At 52.0% G+C, this 16281-nt stretch carries 10 protein-coding genes; 5 read left to right on the top strand and 5 right to left on the bottom strand.

What is annotated here, in order from left to right; all coding sequences use genetic code 11:
• The first annotated feature begins 9 nt into the window (after positions 1-9).
• Together QZ311_RS01960 and QZ311_RS01955 are read left to right on the top strand one after the other, a co-directional pair.
• Complete coding sequence (locus tag QZ311_RS01960) at positions 10-2826, top strand: glycosyl hydrolase (RefSeq protein WP_297063317.1); 2817 nt, start codon at positions 10-12, stop codon at positions 2824-2826.
• Between the two features lie 33 nt (positions 2827-2859).
• On the top strand, positions 2860-3990 hold the full coding sequence (locus QZ311_RS01955; protein WP_297063315.1) for a glycoside hydrolase family 88 protein: 1131 nt from the start codon (positions 2860-2862) through the stop codon (positions 3988-3990).
• A 65-nt stretch (positions 3991-4055) separates the two neighbouring features.
• On the opposite strand, the gene QZ311_RS01950 is transcribed toward QZ311_RS01955, so the two are convergent.
• Positions 4056-5432: a glycosyl hydrolase family 28 protein gene (locus QZ311_RS01950; protein ID WP_297063313.1), complete on the bottom strand. Its 1377-nt coding sequence runs from the start codon at positions 5430-5432 to the stop codon at positions 4056-4058.
• A gap of 23 nt (positions 5433-5455) precedes the next feature.
• Complete coding sequence (locus QZ311_RS01945) at positions 5456-6787, bottom strand: glycoside hydrolase family 28 protein (RefSeq protein WP_297063311.1); 1332 nt, start codon at positions 6785-6787, stop codon at positions 5456-5458.
• Positions 6788-6864: 77 nt separating this feature from the next.
• Here QZ311_RS01945 and QZ311_RS01940 point away from each other — a divergent pair, with 77 nt between their 5' ends.
• The 3 genes from QZ311_RS01940 (at position 6865) to QZ311_RS01930 (ending at position 11734) form a co-directional block, all read left to right on the top strand.
• Positions 6865-7596, top strand: coding sequence for a GH25 family lysozyme (locus tag QZ311_RS01940; RefSeq protein ID WP_297063309.1), 732 nt, complete (start codon positions 6865-6867; stop codon positions 7594-7596).
• Between the two features lie 102 nt (positions 7597-7698).
• Entirely contained in the window at positions 7699-11076 is a 3378-nt protein-coding gene (gene porU, locus QZ311_RS01935) for a type IX secretion system sortase PorU (protein WP_297063307.1), read from the top strand.
• Between the two features lie 121 nt (positions 11077-11197).
• The gene (locus QZ311_RS01930; RefSeq protein ID WP_297063305.1) at positions 11198-11734 is read left to right on the top strand and encodes a hypothetical protein; all 537 of its coding nucleotides are present in this window, start codon (positions 11198-11200) and stop codon (positions 11732-11734) included.
• A gap of 146 nt (positions 11735-11880) precedes the next feature.
• On the opposite strand, the gene QZ311_RS01925 is transcribed toward QZ311_RS01930, so the two are convergent.
• The 3 genes from QZ311_RS01925 to QZ311_RS01915 are packed head-to-tail and all read right to left on the bottom strand — an operon-like array spanning position 11881 to position 15946.
• Complete coding sequence (locus QZ311_RS01925; protein WP_297063303.1) at positions 11881-13485, bottom strand: S41 family peptidase; 1605 nt, start codon at positions 13483-13485, stop codon at positions 11881-11883.
• 3 nt (positions 13486-13488) lie between these two features.
• Positions 13489-13950, bottom strand: coding sequence for a pantetheine-phosphate adenylyltransferase (gene coaD, locus QZ311_RS01920; protein WP_297063301.1), 462 nt, complete (start codon positions 13948-13950; stop codon positions 13489-13491).
• A 10-nt stretch (positions 13951-13960) separates the two neighbouring features.
• Entirely contained in the window at positions 13961-15946 is a 1986-nt protein-coding gene (locus QZ311_RS01915; protein WP_297063299.1) for a toprim domain-containing protein, read from the bottom strand.
• Positions 15947-16281: the final 335 nt, after the last annotated feature.

The raw sequence follows: 16281 nt of genomic DNA, 5'->3' as shown, positions 1-16281 counted from the left end.
AATTCATATATGAACCGATTTCAAAGCCTTTTAGCAATCGGCCTACTGTCGGTAACGGCATCACATGCCGGAACTCCGGCCAAGAGCAACACACAGGCTACCGACTGGTATCCTGTGACGGTGGAGAACCGCCCGTTCGTACGCTGGTGGTGGCTCGGAAGTGCCGTTGACCGCGAAGGTCTGACATTCAACCTCGAAGAGTTCGCTAAAAAAGGACTCGGAGGAGTGGAAATCACACCAATCTACGGTGTGAAAGGTAATGAAGCCAACGACATTTCCTACCTTTCGCCGAAATGGATGGAAATGCTCGGCCATACAATAGCCGAGGGCAAACGTCTCGGACTTCAGATCGACATGAACAACGGCACAGGCTGGCCTTTCGGCGGTCCGGAAGTAACCACCGATTACAGTGCCCGCAAGCGTGTCGTAGAGTCATGGACTGTAGCACCCGGAAAGAAAATCACTGACAAGATTGCACCGAAAGATGCGAGACAGAGCAAAGTGGCCACCCTCCAGACCATAATAGCCTGCAACGGTGACAAACGGCTCGACATAACGTCAAAATTAAAGAAAGATTCAACCCTATCGTGGAAAGCACCGAAGGGCAACGGAGACTGGACGGTCTACGCACTCTTTTCGGGACGTACATTCCAAAAAGTTAAGCGTGCAGCACCCGGTGGTGAGGGTTTGGTGGTCAACCATTATGACAGCACTGCCGTCAACCATTATCTCGACCGCTTCGACCGGGCGTTCAAAAGTTCAGGATGCCCGATTCCCGACACATTTTTCAATGACTCGTATGAAGTCTACGGTTCTGACTGGGCCGACAACATACTCGACGAATTCCGCCGCGACCACGGCTATAGCCTCGAACTCTATCTGCCGGAATTTCTTGACAATACGAATCACGACGATCTCCGCTCGCGCCTCGTCCGCGACTACCGCGCAACGCTTGCCCGCATGCTCCGCGAAAATTTCACCGACGTGTGGATGGCGCGCGCCCACCGCAACGGTGCGCGCATACGCAACCAGAGCCACGGCTCTCCGGCAAATATAATAGACCTCTATGCGGCTGTCGACATTCCGGAATGCGAGTCATTCGGTCAGACAGATTTCTCCATTCCCGGGCTTAATCAGGACGGTCCGACACGCCCGAGCGATGCCGACCCGGCTGTGCTTAAATTCGCCTCATCGGCAGCCCATCTGACAGGCAAGCGGCTGACATCGGCTGAGACACTGACATGGCTCACCGAGCATTTCCGCACCTCACTCTCCCGCTGCAAGCCGGAACTTGACCAGATGTTCTGCTCAGGTGTGAACCATGTCTATTTCCACGGAGCGCCCTATTCGCCAAAAGGGGCAGAGTTTCCCGGATGGATGTTCTACGCCTCAATCAACATGTCGCCGACCAACAGCATCTGGCAGGATGCCGATTCGCTCTTCGGATACGTGGCACGCTGCCAGTCATTTCTCTCGGCAGGTGTCCCCGACAATGATTTCCTGCTCTATTTCCCTATCGAGGAAATCTGGCAGCGTCAGGGAGGAAACCCCTATCTCATGTTCGACATCCATAAGATGCACCAGCGCATGCCTGACATCAAGCGAGCCATTGCCGAAATCATCAAGGCGGGCTATGATGCCGACTATATTTCCGACAATCTTCTCAACGCTGTCAACGTAAACGCCACCGGCCGCATAGAGGCCAAAGGAGGTGCGAACTACAGCGCCATCATCGTCCCGCCGGCCCGGTTCATGCAGCCGGAGACACTCGGCCGTCTTCTCGAACTCGCACGGCAGGGAGCCACGGTGCTCTTCGTAGGCACTACGCCGTCAGATGTCCCCGGACTGTCGGGCCTCAAGGAGCGCCGCGAAGCCCTCGCCCGACTCTCGTCAGACCTTCCGCCAATTGGCGACAAGGCCGTCTCCACCCACTACGGAAAGGGACGCATCATCACCGCCCCCGGCTTTGCCGATGCCCTCACGCTGACAGGTATCAGACCTGAAAGCATGCGCCTCGACAACGGTCTGTCGATGATTCGCCGACGCAACGAAAGCGGAGGCCACAACTATTTCATCTCGCTTCTCCAGAACCGCCCTCTCGACGGATGGGTCACATTGACCGACACGGCAGCAGCCGTTGAAATCTTCGACCCGGTGAGCGGACGCAGAGGCATGGCACAGACACGCAAAGCAGCTAACGGCGACACACAACTACGCCTACAGCTCCAACCCGGCGAATCACGGTTGCTTAAGGCATTCCCGACAGCCGTCGCCGACGCTCCGCAATGGGCCTATATCGAAGCCAAAGGCGAACCGATTGCAATCGACAAAGGCTGGTCAATATCATTCCCGAAGACCGAACCGGCTATCGCCGGAACATTTGAAACCGACACGCTCACCCAATGGTGCAATATTCCGGTAGCGGATGCATCCATCTGTTTCGGAACAGGACGATATAGGGTCGAATTCGTGATTGACAATCCGTCGATAGCCGACGACTGGGTACTCGACCTCGGGGATGTCCGCGAAAGCGCAGACATCAGAGTCAACGGTCAGGCAGCCGGCAAGGTCTGGAGCGTACCATTCACACTCCGTATCGGCCATCTGCTCCGCCCCGGAGTCAACACACTCGAAATCGATGTGACCAATCTTCAGGCCAACCGAATCGCCGACTATGAACGTCGTGGTGTCAACTGGCGTATATTCAAGGATGCAAACATCGCCTCTGTTACCAACGCCAAAAAATTCAGTTTCGGTGAGTGGCCCACAATACCGTCAGGTCTTAACTCAAAAGTGACACTGACACCTGTTACGCTTTCAAAATAATCCAGTCCCTCTGATAATTCAAAACCAATCATTATGAAAAAATTATTGTTACTTGCCTTAGCCGCACTGCTTGCGCTCCCTTCAATGGCCGCCGAGCAGCTGCCTCCACGCAAAAAGACTCTTGAGACACTCATCAAGATCAACGATCATTATCTCAAAAAACATCCCGATCCACTGCTTGGCATACCTTACTATTCCCGCAAGAAGGTCTATGAAGCCAATATCTGGACTCGTGCCGTCTACTTTGAAGGCCTGATGGCTCTCTACTCGATTTATCCTGACAACCGCTATTATGATTATGCCTATCAATGGGGCGACGGTTTCAAGTGGGGAATGAGACGCGACGACACCACAACCCGCAACGCCGACAACTATTGCTGCGGCCAGACATACGTCGACCTCTACAGACTCACTCCCGAGCCCAAGATGCTCACCAAGACAAAAGCCTGCATGAACATGCTCATCAACACACCTCAGGTCGATGACTGGACATGGATCGACGCAATCCAGATGGGCATGCCCCTCCTCGCCAAGATGAGCGCGCTCACAGGCGACCAGCGCTACAACGAAAAGGCATGGGAAATGTATGAATGGTCACGTAACACACTTGCAGGCGGCCTCTACAACGAAAAAGAAGGCCTCTGGTGGCGCGACAAGGACTTTGTACCCCCCTACAAAGAACCGAATGGAAAAAACTGCTACTGGTCACGTGGAAACGGATGGGTAGTCGCAGCGCTCGTAAAAGTGTTGCAGGAACTTCCTGAAGACGCTCCCCACCGCGACGTATATATCAAGGACCTCAAGGCCATGTGTGAAGCAGCCGCCAAATGTCAGCGCACAGACGGTTTCTGGAATGTCAGCCTCCATGACGAAAGTAATTTCGGCGGAAAAGAAACCACAGGAACAGCCCTTTTTGTCTACGGAATGGCATGGGGTATCAACAACGGCATTCTTGACCGTGAGAAATATTTTCCTGTTGTCACCAAGGCTTGGAATGCGATTGTCAACGAAGCCATACATCCTAACGGATATATCGGATATGTACAGGGCACAGGCAAAGAGCCTAAAGACGGACAGCCGGTCGCCTATGATTCAAAACCCGACTTTGATGACTACGGCACAGGCTGCGTACTCCTCGCCGGCTCGGAAGTCTACAAGCTTTAATCTCCCCCGATAAATAAAAATAGTGGATGGAAATTCTGAGGTTTCCATCCACTATTTTTTTATCGCTATCGTATTACAAGATTCTCGGAATCTGTGGCGACATAGGTCTCGCGCTCATCGGGTTCTATAGTCTCGACAGTGACATTCTCAAAAGTTATATCCCGGGTGTGATTAAGCCAAAATCCTTTGGCCGGAAGAATGCCCCACATTGTCGATTCGGGATACTCAGCCTTTTTCTCATCGGCAGGAGCAGGAGTCACAGGCTGTCCGCCACGATGACGGATGCGGATATTACGCAATTCAACACCACAGACGGGATGTCCTTCAAGGCCTGTGATTGACGACCCCGTCGGTCCGGCCTCGTCGATCATTATGTCATGAAGGCAGATTCGCTCCATCATCCCGACACCCTTGACAGGCACATCGGGTGAATAAGGCCGTGCACGGTCGGCAAGACGGATAAATATCGGTGATTCCGTACCACGTATAGTCACATCGCCTATGTCGATATTGCTCATCACCCCGCCGTCGACAATCTCAAGCACTATAGCTCCATGACCGATGCCTCCGGGATAACCGAAATACTGACTTGACTGGTCGGATGACGGCTTGACAGCGATTCCGCGGATTATGATGTTTCGGAAACCACCGTTGGTCTCTGTCCCGAGTTTTATCGCATTGCAATGGCTCGAAACGACACAGTTGCTGATGACAATGTCCTCGCAGAGACGTGGCGAAGTGCTCTTAAGCGTAATAGCATCATCGTCCGAGTCAGCTATCATATTCGAAACCGTAACGTCGTGACATCCGTCAAGGTCAAGGGCATCATTATTGTAATTATTACGGTTAATGACCGTGATACCGTCAATCCTCACCTTGTCGCAGGCAAGATAATGCTGCATCCAGCACCCTGAATTTTTAAGCGTCACACCCGACACCTTCACACCTTTACAGCAGATAAAGCGTAAAAGATGCGGACGAGTTATACCCTCGTCGTTCCACGACAATTTAGGGAAAGCCTTGCCACGGCCATCGATTGTGCCTTCGCCTGTGATGGCTACATTATCAGCCTTGTCGGCATAAATCAGCTGAATTGTCGGCGTATGCGTACGGAGTGAAACATAATCCGTCCTGACAGGAGTATAGTCACCGATGTCCGTGCTGCCATAGAGTACCGCACCGTTTTCAAGATTCAACGTCACGTTGCTTTTCAGAAAGATGCTTCCGATTTTATAGCTTCCGGAAGGGACTGACACAGTGCCACCCCCGGCTGACGAACAGGCATCAATAGCCCGCTGTACAGCCTCCGTGCTGAGCTGTGTCGTGTCGCTCACAGCTCCGTAGTCGGTTATGCGGTGTACTGAAGCCTCGGCTTCAGCACACCCGAGAGCCATGACCAGCAGCCCAAGCGCCCCAGCGGCAAAAATATCTGGAATCTTCATATCTCACAACTTCTTATAGCTCATCACTTGGCAAAAGTTATCTCAATAGTCCCTACATCCTGAAGTTTGATATTCTTGTTATCCGATTTCACGTTGGTAACAGTCATATTCTCGACAGGCATTTCCGGCAGACCCTTTGCCTGAATGAGCAGGCGGCATTCACCGACAGTAAAGTCGTCGACATGTATGTCGCTGAATCGCGGAGTGACCTTTCCGACAGGCTGAGCCGGAAGACGTTCGGCCAGCTGACCCATCCACGACGGGCTGCCGAGCATATCCATCTGGATAGCCGGGCCGTTGGCTTTCGCAACCTTCACGTTCCTGATCCAGATGTTTTCAGCACCACCTCCTCGCGGACGGCGTGTCTTGAAGTAGAGGGGCATGCGCGGCTCTTCCATAATCACATTCTCGGCATATACGTTTCGGATAAATCCTGCCGTTTCAGTACCGACCGTAATACCTCCCACTCCCCTTTTCACGCGGCAGTTACGGATTACGATGTTCTGTGTAGGACGGGCGAGATCGACAGCCTCTTCTCCACGACCCGACTTCAGCGTAAAACAATCGTCTCCGCAATCAAGAGTAGTATTCTCAATGAGAGCGTTCACACTTGAATCAATGTCGATGCCGTCGGTACGCGGATGTCCGTGACTGTTGACAGTAACGCCCCTTATAATTATATTCTCGCAATAGACCGGAGCTATATTCCAGAAAATCGATCCGTCAAGAGTGACATCCTCGATAAGTATCCCCTTGCATCCGACCGGACCGATGAATGTCGGCATGTAAATCTTGTCGAGTGTGGCCTCGCGTGCCGCGCCTGATTCAATGCTCTTTTCAGCTGTCACGGACAATCCGGTATCCATCTTGCCGGTAATCTCACACTCGCGCGAAGGAGCTTTCAGATGCCCTTTTCCGGTAACTGCTATATTCTCAGCGTTGTTGGCATATATCATCGCTCCGAGCGACTTCACATCAGCTCCTTCATAACGCGAATCCACCAGAGGAAGATAGTCGGCTATATTGCCCGTGAATTCAAGAGTCGCACCCTCAGATATATGCAGATTGACATTGCTCTTAAGCATGAGCCGCCCTGACAACCATTCTCCAGCCGGGACGAGCACAGTACCCCCGCCTTTCGCAGCCACACGGTCAATCGCCTTTTGAATAGCGGCTGTCGAGAGTTTTCCGGGTTTTGCACCGGTCTTTGCTATGCTGACTGTATAGTCCGGAAACGACGGAGCTTTCATATTGACAACTTCACTGACAAATGCAGGCTTCTCGAAAGCCGCGGTCTGGGCGCATGCAGCTACTGACAGCACCGTGGATACGAATAGGGTAATAAGTCTGTTCATGTTAACTTTAATTAGATTTATATGGCAAATTTACGCTTTTCCTTACGTTTTCACGAAATATTTGCTAAATTTGTGGCATGAAGCCTCTGCTCCACACCCTCTTTATCATGATTCTGACCGCAACGCTCACCGCTTGCGGTAAAGGAGGAGACACGCCGGCCCAAAGCTATCCGGACAGGAGCAAATTCAAGATTATAGGGATTGACATCAGCGCACACAACGGCGAGATTGATTTTCGAAAGGTAGCCGCCGACGGCATCTCTTTTGTAATCATAAAAGCTACCGAAGGGGGGACATTCAAGGACCGCAGGTTCATCGACAATCTGCGTGAGGCCCGAAAGGCCGGTCTGAAAGTCGGAGCATACCACTTCTTCCGCTTCGACACCCCCGGCTACATGCAGGGGCTGAATTTTCTTAATTCATTACAGTCCCGAGAACTTGACCTGCCACTGATAATCGACATCGAAGAGTGGGCAAACCCAAACAGCCAGCCGACACCGATGGTGCTCAACCGTCTGACCGAAATGATTGACCACCTCGAGTCGCACGGACACAGGGTGATGCTCTACACAAACAAAAACGGCTTTGCCCGTTTTGTAAGAGGCCGTCTTGAAGGATATCCGCTCTGGATATGTTCTCTTATCGACGAGCCACATGGAATCGAATGGAAGCTATGGCAAGGGACTCACAACGGGCGTGTAAACGGAATCGACCACCCGGTCGATATCAACGCGTTTGCCGGGACGGAGGCTGAGTGGGCGGAATTCCTGTCACCTACAGGGGAGACCTCTTCCTCCGACATGCAATAAATCACCTCATCCACTCGTTTATAATCAGATAAACCATTTTCATTATCCACTTATCCGGCCTCTGTTCCATAATCCGAAGGTCGAAATTCACCGGTATTCTACATGAGAAGTTTCATCCGACACATCTTTGCGTTATTCACCATATCTCTTGCATCAGCTTTCCCGACACACGCCTTCACTCTTGATACCTACGCCGAGTCATCAGTCCTTTCATCGGGACGCTGGATAAAGGTAAGCGTGACTGAAAGCGGACTCCACCTCATCCCTACCTCGACTCTTCGTGCATGGGGATTCAGCGACCCGTCGGCTGTAAGAATATTCGGCTATGGAGGGGCACGCATCTCCGATCAGCTTTCACGAGCCAACTATATCGATGACCTTCCTGCCGTCAAAAGCGAACTGACGGCCAACGGAATCGTATTCTATGCCCAAGGACCGGGAGTCTGGAAACAGGGACTTGACAATACATTCACCCATTCTCTCAACCCCTACTCCACAAAAGGATATTATTTTCTGACAGACTCACGCCCTGAAACCGACAACTCGATACCGACCGAAGGAGGTGAGCCGACCAATGACGCAGCGACAACGTTCACTGAACGCATCTACCACGAACTTGACCTTGTGACACCGGCAGAAAGCGGCCATCAGCTTGTCGGCGAGGATTTCCGCTACACATCCAACCGAACATTCAATTTTCAATTGCCGGGAAATGCAGCCGACAGTGTATGGATGCAGTGTGATTTTTTTGCCAGAAGCATCTCATCACCTGTTCAGCTCTCGTTCACAGCCAACGGCCAGAAACTGACATCGGCCTCAGGTGACAATGTCCCTAAGACAGCCGAATGGGGACGCACAGCATCCATCCGCAAGCGTTTTCCCTTCTCAGGCAATTCTCTCGCCCTCGGAATAGGAATCAACATAAACACTCCTGTCAGCCTTGCGAATCTCGACCGGATATTACTGACCTATACACGCGAAATCGCAATGCCGTCGTCAGGACCATTGGTCTTCACCACGACCAAACGCTCAGTAAAGCTCAAGGGATTCAGAGCGGATACGAGAGTCTGGGATGTAACCAATCCGAACTCACCGATAGCGATGCCTGTGACATCGGCCGCCGACGGAACAGGCGGATGGACAAACGACTATAACGGCATGCGCACTTACGCTGCTTGGTCCACGGCTGCCGGACTTCCAAATCCTCGTTTTGCGGGAAATGTCGCAAATCAGAATCTGCATGCCGTACAAACGCCCGACATGATTATTATTTCGCCATCCCAGCTGCTCGAACAGAGCCGAAGGATAGCAGACCTCCACTCGGCTGCGCCACGCAACCTTGAAGTGCTCGTGATATCCGACGAGCAGGCCTATAATGAATTCGGCTCCGGAGTGCCTGACCTGAATGCCTTGCGACGCATGCTGAAGATGTTCTATGACCGCGGCAATGCCGCCGGCTCGGAACACACACTGAAATATGTGCTCCTTATGGGTGGCGCACATCACGACCACCGCCGTCTAACAAGCGCCATGGCAGGAAGCTCGGCAATCACACTGCCGATCTGGCAAAGCGAACTCTGCGACGGTGAAGGCAGTTCATATTGTTCAGACGACCCACTGGCTTTTCTTGAAGACAACTCCGGTCTGAGCATGGCTTCCGACCGGCTCAGTGTAGCTGTCGGGCGTATACCTGCCCGTAGTGTAAGCTCCGCCAAGAACTATGTCGACCGCCTGATTTCATATATAAACAATCCACCGAAAAGCGAATGGCGCAACCGTGTACTCATGTTTGCCGACGACGGCAACAGAGGCCAGCATATGGAACAGTCGGACGCGATGGAGGATACAATGCGCACCAATTCTTCCGGACGCGGTTTTACATATCACAAGGTCTACATCGATGCCTATGAGCTCCGCAACGGCACTTCGGAGGAAGCCAAGAAGAAGGTTTCGTCTCTTTTCGATGACGGAATAGTAATCTGGAGCTATATCGGCCACGGAGCAATCAACAACCTGTCAGGTGACGGCATATTCACCTCGACCTACCTCAACAACATCTATCCACGTCACCCGTTCTTTTTCTTCGGTGCGACATGTACTTTCGGACAGCTCGACGGAAACGCTACTTCAGGCATGGAATCACTCATTATGACCGACGGTGGAGGAGCAATAGGCGGTTTCTGTGCCACACGTCCGGTCTACATTTCGCTCAACGGTCCGCTCTCAAAAGAATCCGGAATAGAATTCACCCGACGCGAAGCTGACGGCAACTTCCAGCCCGTAGGCGAAGTGTTCCGTCGCGCAAAAAACAGCCGCAAAGGAGATGACAACGTGAGAAGATACATCCTATTCTCTGACCCGGCTCTCCGACTGGCAACTCCGGCCAATCATATCCGCCTGATTTCAATCAACGGAGAGGAAGTAAGCGAAGAGTCACAGCCGGTCATTGCCGCACGTTCGCAGGCCGTCGTAAGGGGTGAAATCTGCGCTCCTGACGGAAGCCGCATCGAAGATTTCAACGGATGGCTGTCGCTCTCTCTTTATGATGCAGAGCGCAGCGTCACGAGCTTAGGCCGTAAAGTCGGCGATGATGAAGGTAAGAAACATACCTTCGAAGAACAGGGCGAACGCCTCTATGCAGGACGCACTCAGGTGACCGACGGTGTTTTTGAAATCACAATCAAAATGCCCTCTGAGATTGCCGACAACTATCGTCCGGCCACTTTATCGATGTTCGCCGCAGCCGACGACGGACAGGAAGCATCGGGCGTATGCCGCGACCTCTATGCCTACGGTCATGACGAGAACGCACTGCCCGACGATGTGCCCCCGGTGATTGAATATCTGTATCTGAACCATGAGTCGTTCAAACCGTCTGATGCCGTCGATGCCAATCCAATGCTCATCGCACGTGTAAGCGACGATATCGGTCTCAATATGTCGAGCGCCGGCATCGGACATCAGATGTCCATATCAATCGACAAAGACCAGAGCTTTACGGATGTGTCGTCGCGCTACACTCCCGATTCCGACGGCTCACCCGCCGGAACAATCCACTACCAGCTCCCTGAACTTACAGCCGGCAACCACACCGCAACCCTCAAAGTCTGGGATACCGGCGGAAATTCCACATCGGCCTCGATTGATTTCTTTGTCAATCCCGACCTCGCGCCAAAAATTTTCGATATATATTCCGACGCAAATCCAGCCACCACCGAAGCCAATTTCTATGTAAACCATAACCGCCCTGACGCCATGCTAACAGTCAAAATCGAGATTTTCGATTTCAACGGCACACTCATCTGGACCTCTGAAACCAGCGGACGCGCCGACATGTATGCCTCAGCTCCTGTCACATGGAATCTCACCACGGCATCAGGCTCGAGAGTATCGCGCGGCATCTATCTCTACCGTGCGACAATCTCATCAGGAGGCAAGTCCTCGTCACTCACAAAACGGCTCGCGGTAGCGCCACAATAAATGGCAGCACCATCACGCTCCAATCTATCGGATAATGTTAAATTGCGATCCGGACACAAGTGTCTGTGAACATTTGATGCGATTAAGCTTTTATATTAATATCTGTTATTAATATTTATTTATGAAAAAGCTATTTCTATCCATCGCAATTGTTGGCGCTGTCATGATGGCGGCGTGCAGCGCAGAGAAGAAAGCCGAGGACAAAGGCGCTGAACTCAAGGCTAAAATTGAGAACTGTAACAATCCCGACAGTCTCAAAATCTATGTACAGCAGGCTAAGGATTATGCCAACAGCCTCGTCAAAGAAGGCAAGGATCAGGCCGCAACCGATTTCCTCAATGAAGTGACTCCTGCCGTACAAGCCAAGGATGCAAGCGCTGCAATAGGTCTCACCGGCATCAAGCTCGAAGCTCAGGCTGATTCTACATTAGAGGCAGCCAAGGATGCCGCAAAAAATCTCGCGGACTCCACTAAAGCAGCAGTAAATGACGCAAAAAATGCTGCCGCTGACAAAATCAAGGACGCAAAAGAGGCTGCAGCCGACAAAGTGAATGAAGCTAAGGATGCAACTAAAAACGCGATAGACGCCGCAAAAGAAAAGACCGCTGACGCTGCCCAGAAAGGCGCTGACAAGGTTAAAGACATTCTTGGACAATAAATCGCTGACTGCATTACAAATTGCATTAAGGCCAGAGTAAAAATCAATGCTCATTGTACTTGACTAATCTCGTACAATGAGCATTGATTTTTTTCAACTTTTTAATACTTCACCGATACCCTCGATTTCTTCAATCTTGTAAGCCATCACTTTTGGCCCGCTGTCAGATAGGAGTTATAACGCTCGGGTGAATTGATGATACCGACAGCTTCAGTGAATATCGGGTCGAAGCGCGCCACAACTTTCGAATAGGTTGCCTGCTCGAAGATATCGCGTCCGATAAGCCCTTTGACTATGGCTTCAATCATCGGTTTAGAGCGCTTATATTCGTCCTCCTTGAACTCCACACCCTCCTTTTTGCCAAGTTCGATGAGTGAATCCATAAGTTCAGGTGTGACATCAAATTCCCTTACATAATCGTCATCCGTCTTAAACTGTTTCTTAAGTTCCGCACGGTGGGTGTCGACATAGTTGACACAGAATTTATTGATGACACCCTTGGCTATGAGATCGCGGTAATATGTGGAATACATCGTCGTGTCGATAGCCACAAAACGGTCAGGCATGATGCCTCCACCGCCATAAACGGGGCGATTGAGCCGCTTTGTATAATATTTCAGCGAATCGGCGAAATGATGGATGCTGTCGGCGCTTGTCAGTTCGCCGGCATTATAGCGGTCAATCATGTCGCGCTGATAGGATTCGTCGTCACCGTCGACATATGGTTTCTGAATGCAACGGCCTGAGGGCGTGTGGTAGCGAGAGACGGTCAGACGCATCATCGAGCCGTCGGGGAAAGGGAACGGACGCTGCACGAGCCCCTTGCCGAAAGTACGACGCCCGACGATAACTCCACGGTCGTTGTCCTGAAGCGCTCCTGAGAGAATCTCTGATGCCGATGCCGAGTATTGGTTGACCATCACCACGACACGGCCGTCACGAAAATCGCCGTCGGCCTCGGCTATATATTCGGCCACTCCGTTTTTGGGAGACTCGGTATAGACAATCATGTCACCTTTGCCTAAAAACATTTCCGAAAGCTCGGTAGCGGGACGCATGTAGCCGCCACCATTGTCGGTAAGGTCAAACACCAGATGCTTCATGCCCTGCTTGCGGAGTTTACGCATCGCCTCCTTGACCTCTTCGGTTGTCTTCTCGGCGAAACGGCTGAGCGCGATATAGCCGACCGAATCGTTCACCATATAGGCCATGTCAACGCTGTAGATAGGTATCGCATCGCGGATCACACGGAATTCAAGCGGCTCACTGCTTCCCTTGCGGAGCACCTTGAGATTGGCGACAGTGCCTTTCGGTCCGCGAAGCACCTTCATGATTCCTGAATTTTTCATCTTGACGCCTGCAATCACCGTATCGTTACATGCGATTATGCGGTCGCCCGGCACTATGCCCATCTTTTCCGACGGACCTCCGGCCACCGACTCTATCACATAGAGCGTATCGTTGACCATCTGGAAGCGGATTCCTATCCCGGAGAAATTTCCTTCAAGCGGTTCGGTAAGTTCGCGCGTCTCCTCGGGCGAGGAATAGGTCGAATGCGGATCAAGGGTTTTCAACATTGCCACGATGGCTTCCGTCACGACTTTCGCCGTGTCCACATTGTCAACGTAGTAGTTTTCGATAATCTGTTCGGCATAACGGAGCTTACGTTCGGGCGTGAACTGAATCTGCATCTGCGCCCATCCCGTGACAGCCACTACGGCCAGTGTCACGGCGCTTAAAAATTTCTTCATATCTTAGGTTAAAAGTGTGTTTGTTTTTTTCGGTAGGAATTCACTGACATCGTAGCCGTAGGAGCTGAGCTCGCGCACAACCGACGACGACACCGCCGCATATTCAGGCAGAGTAAAGAGCAACATGGTTTCCACTCCGGATATCCGACGGTTGATGTCGGCGAGATTGCGCTCATATTCAAAATCAATGGCCGAGCGCACTCCGCGCAACATCCAGCGGGCGCCTTCGCGACGGCAGGCATCGACTGTAAGCCCATCGTAGGATATGACCCTCACCTTAGGCTCTCCGGCATAGAGGCGTTCGATTTGCGCGATGCGGCTGTCGACGCTCTCGCCCGAACGCTTCCCGGAATTGACACCTACGGCGATTACGACCCGGTCAAAAAGAGGCAGCACACGGTCGACAAGCGACTGGTGGCCGACGGTAAACGGGTCGAACGACCCGGGAAATAATATCGTGTTCATTTCGGCTCTGTCAGCTGATTTCAGAATCATCTTCAACAACAAGATTCTCGATAATAAAGTTCTGGCGCTCCATGGTGTTCTTTCCCATGTAGAATTCAAGCAGTTCGGCCACGGCATCCTCCTTGCGCAGCGTCACGCGGTCGAGCCTCATGTCAGGGCCGATGAATCCGCGGAATTCCTCAGGCGAAATCTCTCCGAGACCTTTGAATCGGGTGATTTCGGCATTGTCGCCGAGCTTCCCGATGGCTGCGATGCGCTCCTCATCGGTGTAGCAGTAATACGTGTCATCGCCGCTGCCCGACGCACCGCGCGCGCCGCGTTTGGTGGTCTTGTGGTTGCGCACACGGAAGAGCGGGGTCTGCAACACGTAGAGATGCCCCTTCTTTATCATGTCGGGGAAGAACTGGAGGAAGAACGTCAGCAGCAGCAGGCGTATGTGCATGCCGTCGACATCGGCATCGGTGGCGATAATCACCTTGTTGTAGCGCAGGCCGTCGATTCCCTCCTCGATGTTGAGTGCGGCCTGAAGCAGATTGAACTCCTCGTTCTCATAGAGAATCTTGGCCGGGACTCCATAGGAGTTTTTCGGCTTTCCACGGAGCGAGAACACGGCCTGAGTCCACACGTCGCGGATTTTTGTAATCGAGCCGGCTGCCGAATCACCCTCGGTGATGAATATCGACGATGCAAGCTTCTTTTCCTCGTCGCCGCGAATGTCGTTGAGATGCACGCGGCAGTCAAGCAGCTTTTTGTTATGGAGATTGGCCTTCTTCTGCTTTTCGCGGGCGAGTTTGGTGATGCCGGCCATGGCCTTGCGGTCGCGCTCGCTCTCCTGCACTTTTTTGAGAATAATATCGGCGATGTCGGTGTTGCGGTGGAGATAGTTGTCGAGCTCGGTCTTGATGAAATCGCCGATGAATTTCGCCACGGTAGGCCCGTCAGGCCCCATGTCGCGGCTGCCGAGCTTGGTTTTGGTCTGCGATTCGAAGACAGGTTCTTCAACCTTGATCGACACCGCTGCAATCATGCCGTTGCGGATGTCGGAATAGTCGAAATCTTTCTTGAAATACTCCTTGATTGTACGCGACACGGCTTCCTTGAACGCCGTCAGGTGAGTGCCGCCCTGCGTGGTGTGCTGTCCGTTGACAAACGAGTAATATTCCTCGCCGCGCTGGTTGGCATGGGTGATGGCCACCTCGATGTCCTCGCCCTTGAGATGGATGGGCTGATAGAGCGGATCGGTGGTCATCGCGTCTTTGAGAAGGTCGAGCAGTCCGTTGCGCGAGATGTAGCGCTTGCCGTTGAAGATTATGGCAAGGCCGGTGTTGAGGAATGTGTAATTCTTAATCAGCGGAATGATGAAATCGTCGCGATACTGGTAGTCACGGAATATCGTGTTGTCGGGCGTGAAGCGGACGAGTGTGCCGTTAGGCTCGTCGGTCGGCTCTATGTCGCTCTCCTCGACTATGTCGCCGCAGCGGTAGAGCACACTTTTGCCCATTCCGTCGCGGACACTGGATATGTAGAATTCTGTCGACAGGGCGTTGACGGCCTTGATGCCGACACCGTTGAGCCCCACCGACTTCTTGAAAGCCTTGGAGTCATATTTACCGCCGGTGTTCATGCGCGACGAAACGTCGACAAGTTTTCCCAGAGGGACACCGCGGCCGTAGTCGCGCACGGTGACAGTCCCGTCGGCGACATCGACAGTGACCTGCTTGCCGAAGCCCATCATGTATTCGTCGATGGCATTGTCGAGCACTTCCTTGATGAGCACATAGATGCCGTCGTCATAATTAGAGCCGTCACCGAGTTTGCCGATATACATACCGGGGCGGCGGCGGATATGCTCCTTCCAGTCGAGCGTCTTGATGTCGTCCTCGCTGTAGCCGGCGGCTGCCTGCGTTTCGCTGTTATTATCGTTGTCAAAGGCGCTGCCGTTGCTTTCTGCAATGAACCCTGCGTTGTCGGGAGCTATATCGTCGTTGTTTATCATGATTCTCGGTGCTATGAGGCTGTTTTCTTCTTTTGATGCAAATTTAAGAAAAAATCAGCATATTTTTCGAGAATTCCTCAAAAATCCGCCTCACAGCGCTTACAGCCAGCCATATGCCTCTGCCCCACGCGAGCGTCGACTTTTCTACAATCCCGTGGAAATAGACTGATAGCTACCAAAAGATAATCTGAGACTTCTAATAACTCAATATTAAGCTGAGCGAAGAAAAAGTAATCCAATGCAAATAAGAATCATGGGACAATCACATTAAATTCGTTGAGAATATTTGTTATTATGAAATAAACTATTTATATTTGCAAACGAGCGATATAATC

The organism is uncultured Duncaniella sp. (assembly GCF_910578445.1).
GTDB lineage: Bacteria > Bacteroidota > Bacteroidia > Bacteroidales > Muribaculaceae > Duncaniella.
Note: the sequence above shows the minus strand (reverse complement) of the source record. Positions and strands in the feature narration are given on the sequence as shown.